This window comes from Oleiagrimonas sp. (genome assembly GCF_027858935.1).
Lineage (GTDB): Bacteria > Pseudomonadota > Gammaproteobacteria > Xanthomonadales > Rhodanobacteraceae > Oleiagrimonas.
In genome coordinates this window covers 1-7,713 of record NZ_JAQIBU010000180.1, presented here as the reverse complement: position 1 = coordinate 7,713, position 7,713 = coordinate 1, and the positions used below count along the sequence as shown (strand labels likewise).

The 7,713-nt window shown below is 65.2% G+C and carries 8 protein-coding genes; 5 read left to right on the top strand and 3 right to left on the bottom strand.

From position 1 onward, the window contains the following. A partial coding sequence (locus PF446_RS06645) for a DHA2 family efflux MFS transporter permease subunit (protein WP_298070465.1) occupies positions 1 to 1,029 on the top strand: 1,029 nt, incomplete at its 5' end. A gap of 216 nt (positions 1,030 to 1,245) precedes the next feature. On the opposite strand, the gene PF446_RS06640 is transcribed toward PF446_RS06645, so the two are convergent. Beyond that, positions 1,246 to 1,941: a YdcF family protein gene (locus tag PF446_RS06640; protein ID WP_298070463.1), complete on the bottom strand. Its 696-nt coding sequence runs from the start codon at positions 1,939 to 1,941 to the stop codon at positions 1,246 to 1,248. 143 nt (positions 1,942 to 2,084) lie between these two features. Between PF446_RS06640 and PF446_RS06635 the strand changes: the two genes are divergently transcribed. From PF446_RS06635 to PF446_RS06620, 4 genes are read left to right on the top strand one after another with little or no spacing between them, the layout of a single operon-like run. Next, a complete protein-coding gene (locus tag PF446_RS06635) occupies positions 2,085 to 3,290 on the top strand; it encodes a beta-ketoacyl-[acyl-carrier-protein] synthase family protein (protein WP_298070462.1) in 1,206 nt (401 codons plus the stop codon). Continuing rightward, complete coding sequence (locus PF446_RS06630; RefSeq protein WP_298070460.1) at positions 3,287 to 4,090, top strand: beta-ketoacyl synthase chain length factor; 804 nt, start codon at positions 3,287 to 3,289, stop codon at positions 4,088 to 4,090. Before PF446_RS06635 ends, PF446_RS06630 begins: the two co-directional genes overlap by 4 nt. Next, entirely contained in the window at positions 4,087 to 4,869 is a 783-nt protein-coding gene (locus PF446_RS06625; RefSeq protein ID WP_298070457.1) for a glycosyltransferase family 2 protein, read from the top strand. The genes PF446_RS06630 and PF446_RS06625 overlap by 4 nt, the downstream gene beginning before the upstream one ends. A gap of 60 nt (positions 4,870 to 4,929) precedes the next feature. Further along, positions 4,930 to 6,513 (top strand): tryptophan 7-halogenase, encoded by a 1,584-nt coding sequence (locus PF446_RS06620; protein WP_298070455.1) that lies wholly within the window; start codon positions 4,930 to 4,932, stop codon positions 6,511 to 6,513. A gap of 12 nt (positions 6,514 to 6,525) precedes the next feature. Here the strand turns inward: PF446_RS06620 and fabG are convergent, their stop codons facing one another. Both fabG and PF446_RS06610 read right to left on the bottom strand, forming a co-directional pair. Beyond that, positions 6,526 to 7,260 carry a 3-oxoacyl-ACP reductase FabG gene (fabG, locus tag PF446_RS06615; RefSeq protein ID WP_298070453.1) on the bottom strand — a complete coding sequence of 245 codons (735 nt, stop codon included), beginning with the start codon at positions 7,258 to 7,260 and terminating at the stop codon, positions 6,526 to 6,528. A 67-nt stretch (positions 7,261 to 7,327) separates the two neighbouring features. Beyond that, on the bottom strand, positions 7,328 to 7,713 hold a 386-nt coding region (locus tag PF446_RS06610; protein ID WP_298070452.1), incomplete at its 5' end, for a phosphotransferase.

Below are 7,713 nucleotides of genomic sequence, written 5' to 3'. Positions count from 1 at the left end.
TTCTTCATCAACGTGCCCATCGGCATTTTCGCCAGCGTGGTGGTCGCCAACCAGTTGCGCGCCAAGGTCGAGAAGACACAGCGTCCGCGCATGGACTATGTCGGCCTGATCACCCTGATCATCGGCGTCGGCGCGCTGCAGATCGTGCTCGACAAGGGCAACGACGCGGACTGGTTCCACTCCACCTTCATCATCGCGATGACCATCACCTCGGTGATCGCACTGGCGGTCTTCCTGATCTGGGAGCTGACGGATGACGATCCCATCGTCGACCTCAAGCTGTTCCGCCACCGCAACTTCGCCGCCGGCACCCTGGCCTTGGTCCTGGCCTATTCGGCGTTCTTCGCGATCGCCTTGCTGGTGCCGCTGTGGCTGCAGCAGAACCTGGGTTATACCGCCACCTGGGCCGGATATGCCACGGCGCCACTGGGCGTGATCCCGGTATTGCTGACCTTCTTTGTCGGCAAGTACGCCCCGCGCATGGACCTGCGCATCCTGTCTGGACTGTCGTTTCTGGTGATGGGCGCGACCTGCTTCATGCGCTCGGGCTTCAACCTGCAGGTGGACTTTACCCACGTCGCGATGGTGCAACTGTGGCAGGGTCTGGGCGTGGCCCTGTTCTTCATGCCGGTGCTGACCATCCTGCTGTCGGACCTGCGCCAGGACGAGATCGCCGCTGGCTCCGGTCTGGCCACCTTCCTGCGCACCCTGGGCGGCAGCTTTGCCGCCTCCATCACCACCTTCGCCTGGATCCGCCGTGCCGACACCCACCATGCCCAGCTGACCGAGAACATCACGCGCTTCGATCCGCAGTCCCGCGCCGCGCTGCAGAACCTGGGACATGGCAACACCGAGCTGGGTGGACGCATTCTCAACGGCATGATCACCCAGCAGAGCTACCAGATCGCCTTCAACGAGGTGTTCCACGTGCTGGGCTGGATCTTCATCGGCCTGATCGCCGTGATCTGGCTGGCCAAACCGCCGTTCGGCCCCAAGGCAAGCAAGGCGATCAGCGGCGGTGCGCACTAGTTCCTCCAGGGACACTCCCATCCCGTAGCCCGGATAAGCGAAGCGCATCCGGGGATGCTTCCTCAGGGCGGAGGAGCCGAGGCACCTGACTTCCTGCGTCAGCCCAACCTGCGATGCTTGCCTCGGCCGCATCCGGGAGCGCGGGATCCGGACACGCACTGCAAGCCTGCTCCGGATGCATCGGTTGACCTTGTCCGGGCGATGTGAAGAAATTTTTCAGCGAATCCTTCCCGCCATGCGCTCGTGGCCGATCAGGTGCGCCCAGCGCAGGCCGATGTCGATCCACATCAGGTAACCCGACTCCAGCAGCATGCGGCCCAGGTACCGGAGCTGGCGTGGCATATGCGGCTCCGCGGCCACGGTCTCGGCGTCGAACCCCAGACGCTGCGCCAGCAGCAGGCAGCGGGCCAGATGGTAGCGGCTGGTGACCAGGGCCACCGGCGGCAAGGTGTCGGTGCGCAACAGTTCACGCGCATGGCGCAGGTTCTCCAGTGAATCATTGGAGGCCTGTTCCAGGATCAGGGGCACATCCTGCGGGAAGCCCTGCGCTTGCAACCAGTCTGCTCCGGCCTGTGCCTCGCTGGTCCGGCTGCCGCCACTGCCTCCCAGCAAGAGCATGCGACGGGCCACGCCATCGCGAGCCAGTTGCAAGCCACGGCGCAGACGCTGGCGGTAATCGCGCTCGGGATGTTCTCCGCGCAGCTTGCGCCCGAATACCAGCACCACTTCAGCCCGCTGTGGCTGCACGGCACTGCGCACGGCTGCGCGCCAGACCCCGAGCAGATAGACCACCCACGCCAGACCCCCGGTCAGCACCAGCACCGCCAGGGTCACCAGCAGCGAGTGCAGCACGTCGGCGTCGCACAGGTAACGCCACGGGCCGCGGCGCAGCGGGGCGATTGAGTCGCTCATCGAAAAGAAGTCTCCTGACCGGCGAGGATGGGTCCCATTCAAGAGGACTGCAGCATCCGTGCCGGGGACATCCTATCCCAGTCAATTCAAACATTGGATACGGGCAGGAGAAAATTCAGCACGGAAAAGTTACGCTTGGCGCAATGCACGACACCTTGCCCGCGCTCGCCGTCAGCGCCCACACTGCAACCTCAGCGCTTGGACGCGGCCTCGCCGCGCATGTCCTGGCGCTGCAGGGCATGCACGGCGGACTTGCCTACAACGACTTCAGCAACGCGCCACTGGACTGCTGGATCGGCCGGGTCGCCGGTCTGGAACATGCGCCGTTGCCGCAGGCACTGACCGATTGGGAGTGCCGCAACAACCGTCTGGCATGGCTTGGCCTGCAACAGGACGGCTTTGCCGATGCCGTTCGCATCGCGTCCGCGCGACACGGCCGCTCCAGGGTGGCCGTGCTTCTGGGGACCTCCACCGGCAGCATCGGCAGCACCGAGGATGGTTATCGCCACCTCGATCCCGATGGCCGTCTGCCTTCCGACCTGCGGCGACCGATGATCCACTGCCTGCACGCACTCAGCACATTCGTGGCGCGTGTACTGGATCTCGATGGACCCTGTCTCACCGTCTCCACTGCCTGCTCGTCAAGCGCCAAGGTCTATGCCATGGCCTCACGGCTGATCCACACCGGGCTGGCCGATGCGGCGGTCGTTGGTGGAGTGGACACCCTGTGTGAAAGCGTGTTGTTCGGTTTCAACTCGCTGGAACTGGTTGCCGCCGAGGCCTGTCGGCCCTTCGATATCGGCCGGACCGGCATCTCGATCGGCGAAGCGGCGGGCTTCGCTCTGCTCGAACGCAGCGAGCATGCGCCCGATGCGGTTCAGCTGGCCGGCTACGGTGAGTCCAGTGACGCCCATCACATGTCCACCCCGCATCCGGATGGCGCCGGCGCCGAAATGGCCATGCGCAAGGCCCTGCAACGTGCTGGACTGGATCCGGCGCAGGTCGATTACATCAATCTGCACGGTACCGCGACACCCAAGAACGACGAGGTCGAGGCCGCACTGGTTGCCCGCCTGTTTCCGGTCACCACCCGGGTCAGTTCAAGCAAGGGCTTCACGGGGCATACCCTGGGTGCCGCCGGCGGCCTGGAGGCAACACTCGCCATGCTGGCCATCGAACGAGGATTTCTGCCCGGCAATCTGGGCTGCAGCGAACCGGATCCGGTGTGCGCGGATCACTTGGTGCTCGAGACACGATCCGCAGATGTACGCGTGGCGCTGAGCAACTCGTTCGGCTTCGGCGGCAACAATGCCTGTCTGGCCTTCACCCGCCCCGGGATTCGGGCATGAGCACTTCGATGGAGGTCTGGATCGAAGGCATCGGATTCTGGGCACAGGGCCTCCCCGACTGGCCGTCCCTGCGCGAACGTATCCTGGGCCAGCCCCCGCGCAGCGACGCCCCTGACAAGCCTGCTGCCGAATGGCTCGCTCCGGCCGAGCGCAGGCGAGCACCGGCGCTGGTGCGTCTGGCGATCGAGGCCGCCACCCAGGCGGTACGGATGAGCGGACGACCAGCAGACCAACTGCCCAGCGTGTTCACCTCCGCGCACGGCGATGCCATCATCATGGACTACATGTGCCGCACCCTCGCCGAAGCCCCCCGGCAGCTTTCACCCACGCGCTTTCATAATTCCGTGCACAATGCCGCCGCCGGTTACTGGACCATCGCCGCCCGCTGCATGCAGGCATCCAGCGCCGTATGCGCGGGCGAGCAAAGCTTTGGCGCCGGTCTGATGGAAGCCGCAACACAGGCCATCTGCGATCGTCAGCCATTGCTGCTGGTGGCCTCGGATGCGCCCGCCAGCGGACCGTTGGCGGAAGTGATTCGCACGCGACAACCGATGGGATGCGCGCTGGTCCTGTCGCCGGAACAAAACCCGCGTGCAGTGGCTCGCCTGCGCTTGCAGTTGGGCAAGAACGCACCGCTTGCGAATCTGGAAAACCCGGGGCTGGCGACACTGGTCGAGGAGAATGCATGCGGCTGCGCCCTGTTGCTGCTCGCATGCCTTACCGGGCCCATGCGCAGCCATTGCCGGATTCCCTGCGGAACGGATCTTGCGCTGGAGATCGAAACGGAATCTTATTCTTGAACCAGACATCACCCCACGCAACCGATACACCCGCTTGCTGCGTATTGATCCCCTGCCTCAACGAGGCACGCACCATTGGTGCGGTGATCGAATCGATCCTTGCACAGAACATTCCAGTACTGGTGGTGGACGACGGCTCCGATGATGGCACGCCGGATATCGTTGGCCGCCTTCCGGTCACCCTGATCCGTCACCAGGAACGGCGCGGCAAGGGCGCGGCCCTGCGCACCGGGTTCCGTGCCGCCCTGGAGCATGGCTGCGAGGGGGTCGTGAGCATGGATGGCGACGGTCAGCATGTGGCCGCGGATATCCCGCGCCTGCTTGCCGCGGCCCGACGCTATCCCGGACATATCATTTCCGGCGCGCGTATCCGGCATCGCGAGCGCCAGCCCACCTATCGCCGACGCGCCAATGACTTTGCCGACTGGGGTATCTCCTGGGCCGCTGGACAACGCCTGGTGGACACCCAGTGTGGACAACGCTACTACCCGCGCGAGGCTCTGGAAATGGCCGACATCAACAGTGGCGGTTTCGCTTTCGAGACCGAAATTCTCATCGAATCCGCACTGCAGCGGGGAGTCCGCGTAGTCTCGGTACCGATCGAGTCACGCTATCAGGGCGACATGCGCCTGAGCCACTTTCGCCCGGTGTCCGACTTCAGCCGCATCACCGCGGGCGTGGTCTGGCGGATCCTGCGCGCGGGACTGATGTGCGATCACCTGCGCAGCATCCGTAACCAGGCGCCGCTGGTGTTCGACCCGGACGCTGAAACGCCCTGACGTGACGCAGATGCGGGACTGAGGCATCATCCACGTACGGTTTCGCCTGGCAGGACCGCCATGACACGCACGACCATGCACGATGCAGTGATCCTCGGGGGTGGACTGGCTGGACTCACGCTGGCGCTTCACCTGCGCGGAGAGTTCCCGGAACTGGACATCGTGGTTCTCGAACGCCGTCGCCATCCGCTGCCCGCAGCCGCCCACAAGGTCGGTGAATCGACGGTCGAGATCGGTGCGCACTATTTCGCCGAAACGCTGGGGCTGCGCGAGCACCTGGAGCGGGACCACATCCGCAAGTTCGGTTTCAGGTTCTTCTTCTCCGATGGCCGCGATGATCTGGAAAACGTCACTGAACTTGGTGCCAGCCAGGTCCTGCCTACCCCCAGCTATCAGCTCGACCGCGGCATCCTCGAGAACTTCCTGAACGATGAGGCCCGCCGTCGCGGCATCGACGTGCGCGACGGTACCACCATCAGCGGGCTGGGCATGGGCGAGGACGGCGCACGGCACACGGTGCGCTGCCGCGACGAGACCAGCGAATATCAGTTGCACGCACGCTGGCTGCTGGATGCCTCCGGCCGCGCCGGCATGCTGCGCCGTCATTTCCAGCTGACCCGCGACAACGACCACCATGGCAACGCGGTGTGGTTCCGCCTGGACGACCGCATCGAGATCGACGGCTGGTGCGAGGACAGTAACTGGCGCGGCCGTTGCACGCCCCCCGAGCGATGGCGCTCGACCAACCATCTGGTCGGACCCGGCTATTGGGCATGGCTGATACCGCTGTCCTCGGGCGCGCATTCGGTCGGCATCGTCGCTGACGCCGGCATGCACCCGCTGGAATCGATGCGCGACTTCGAACGCACCCTGGAATGGCTCGGTACACGCCAGCCCGCATTGGCGCGCGCAGTGGCGGCGCGGCGCGATGCGTTGCTCGACTTCAGTTTCCTGCGAGATTATTCGCATGGCTGCGCGCAGATGTTCTCCGCCAACCGATGGGCGCTGACCGGCGAGGCCGGCGCCTTCCTGGATCCGTTCTACTCACCGGGAAGCGACTTCATCGCGATCGAGAACACCTACATCGTCGCACTGGTCGGGCATGACCTGGCCGGGCGCAACCTGGCCCCATACACGTTGATGTATGAGCAGTTGCTGCAATCGTTCCTGGCCAACAGCCTGCCGCTGTTCCGCAACCAGTATCCGCTGTTTGGCGATGCCGAAGTTCTGCCGGTGAAGGTGACCTGGGATTACACCTATTACTGGGGCGTGCTCTGCCCTCTGGTGTTCCAGAAGCGCCTGACCGACCTGACCATGCTTGCTGCAGTGCGCGATGATCTCGAACGCGCACAGGCACTGAATCTGCGCATGCAGGCGCTGTTCCTGGACTGGCATGCATCCAGTGCCAATCGCAACCCGCGCGCGATGCTGGACCAGTACGAGCTGGCCTGGTTCGCCGAACTCAACCGTGGGCTGCATGATCCGCTGGACGATGCCGCGCTTGTCGCGCGATTGCGCGAGCACGTCGACCTGCTCGAAGCCCTTGCCGACACGATCAGCTTGCGCGCCACGCAATGCGACGCCCGTCTGCGCGCGCCCCTTTCCGGACGACGCCCGCCTCCGCTGTATACCGAAGCCGCCTGAACCGGCGCCGCTTCATCCCATGCCCCCATTCACGCCGATGACCTGGCCGTTGATATAACCGGCATCGTCCGAGCACAGAAACGCCACCAATGCCGCAACCTCCTCCGGCGTCCCCGCGCGCGCTGCGGGTACCAGCGCCTTGAGCTGCTCGGGCGGAAACAGGGACTCGCTCATGCGTCCGGCGATGACGCCCGGCGCCACCACATTTGCGGTAATGCCGCGCGAAGCCATCTCCCGCGCGAGCGAGCGTACCGCACCATGCAAACCGGCCTTGGCGGCGGCATAGTTGGCCTGGCCACGATTGCCCATGACTCCCGCCACGGAGCCCATCGCCACCACCCGCCCGAAACGCATCCGCGCCATCGGCAGCAACAACGGCTGCACCACGTGGAAGAAACCGTGCAGCGACACGTCGATGACCTGCCGCCATTGCGCATCGCTCATGCCTGCCATCGGAGCGTCGTCATGCACGCCGGCATTGCTGACCACGCAGTGCACGGGGCCCTCCGCAAGTACGCTCTCCAGCGCCTGCGCGCTGGCTGCTGCGTCGGTGACATCGAAAGCCATGACCCGGGCCTGGCCGCCAGTCTCGCGGATACGTTCGACCACTGCCCCGGCGCGTTCCATGCCGCGATGGGCATGCACGATGACGTGGTATCCGGCCGCGGCCAGCGTCATGCAGATGGCGGCGCCGATGTCGCCGCTGCCGCCCGTGACGAGTGCTCGACGTGTCGTGGTATCGCTCATGCTGGCTTGGTCCAGTGCTCCGGGAATCCGGGAATCCGAGCTTACCGCACGATCCCGCCGGGGTTGCTCATGCGGCGGAGTGCATGATCGTGACCCGCCCACTGGCCAGCTCGAGGCCGGCATGCTCGACCCGGAACGTGTACAGCGAACCGGACAGGTCCGCATGCAGGCAATCGGCATGTACATGCAGGTCGCCGGCAAACGCGTCGATGAACTCCACGGCCAGGCGTACGTCGCGCAGTGCCACCAGCATGCCCGGCCGAGGGGCTAGCTTGCCGCTGCGCCGCGCGCACAGCGCACCATGCACCGCCGTAGCCTGGGCTCCGTACTCGGCCAGATGCACGGCATGCAGGTGCCCCTCGCTTCGCAGGGGATGCTGCGGATTGCGATGTCCGGCGCTGCTGGCATGAATACATTGCGCATCCCATTCGAGCACCGCATCCAGCAGGCACA

Bases quoted from the DNA above. Each gene is read 5' to 3' on its own strand.
- PF446_RS06640 (WP_298070463.1), bottom strand. From the start codon at position 1,941: ATGAGCGACTCAATCGCCCCGCTGCGCCGCGGCCCGTGGCGTTACCTG.
- PF446_RS06635 (WP_298070462.1), top strand. From the start codon at position 2,085: ATGCACGACACCTTGCCCGCGCTCGCCGTCAGCGCCCACACTGCAACC.
- PF446_RS06630 (WP_298070460.1), top strand. From the start codon at position 3,287: ATGAGCACTTCGATGGAGGTCTGGATCGAAGGCATCGGATTCTGGGCA.
- PF446_RS06620 (WP_298070455.1), top strand. From the start codon at position 4,930: ATGACACGCACGACCATGCACGATGCAGTGATCCTCGGGGGTGGACTG.
- fabG (WP_298070453.1), bottom strand. From the start codon at position 7,260: ATGAGCGATACCACGACACGTCGAGCACTCGTCACGGGCGGCAGCGGC.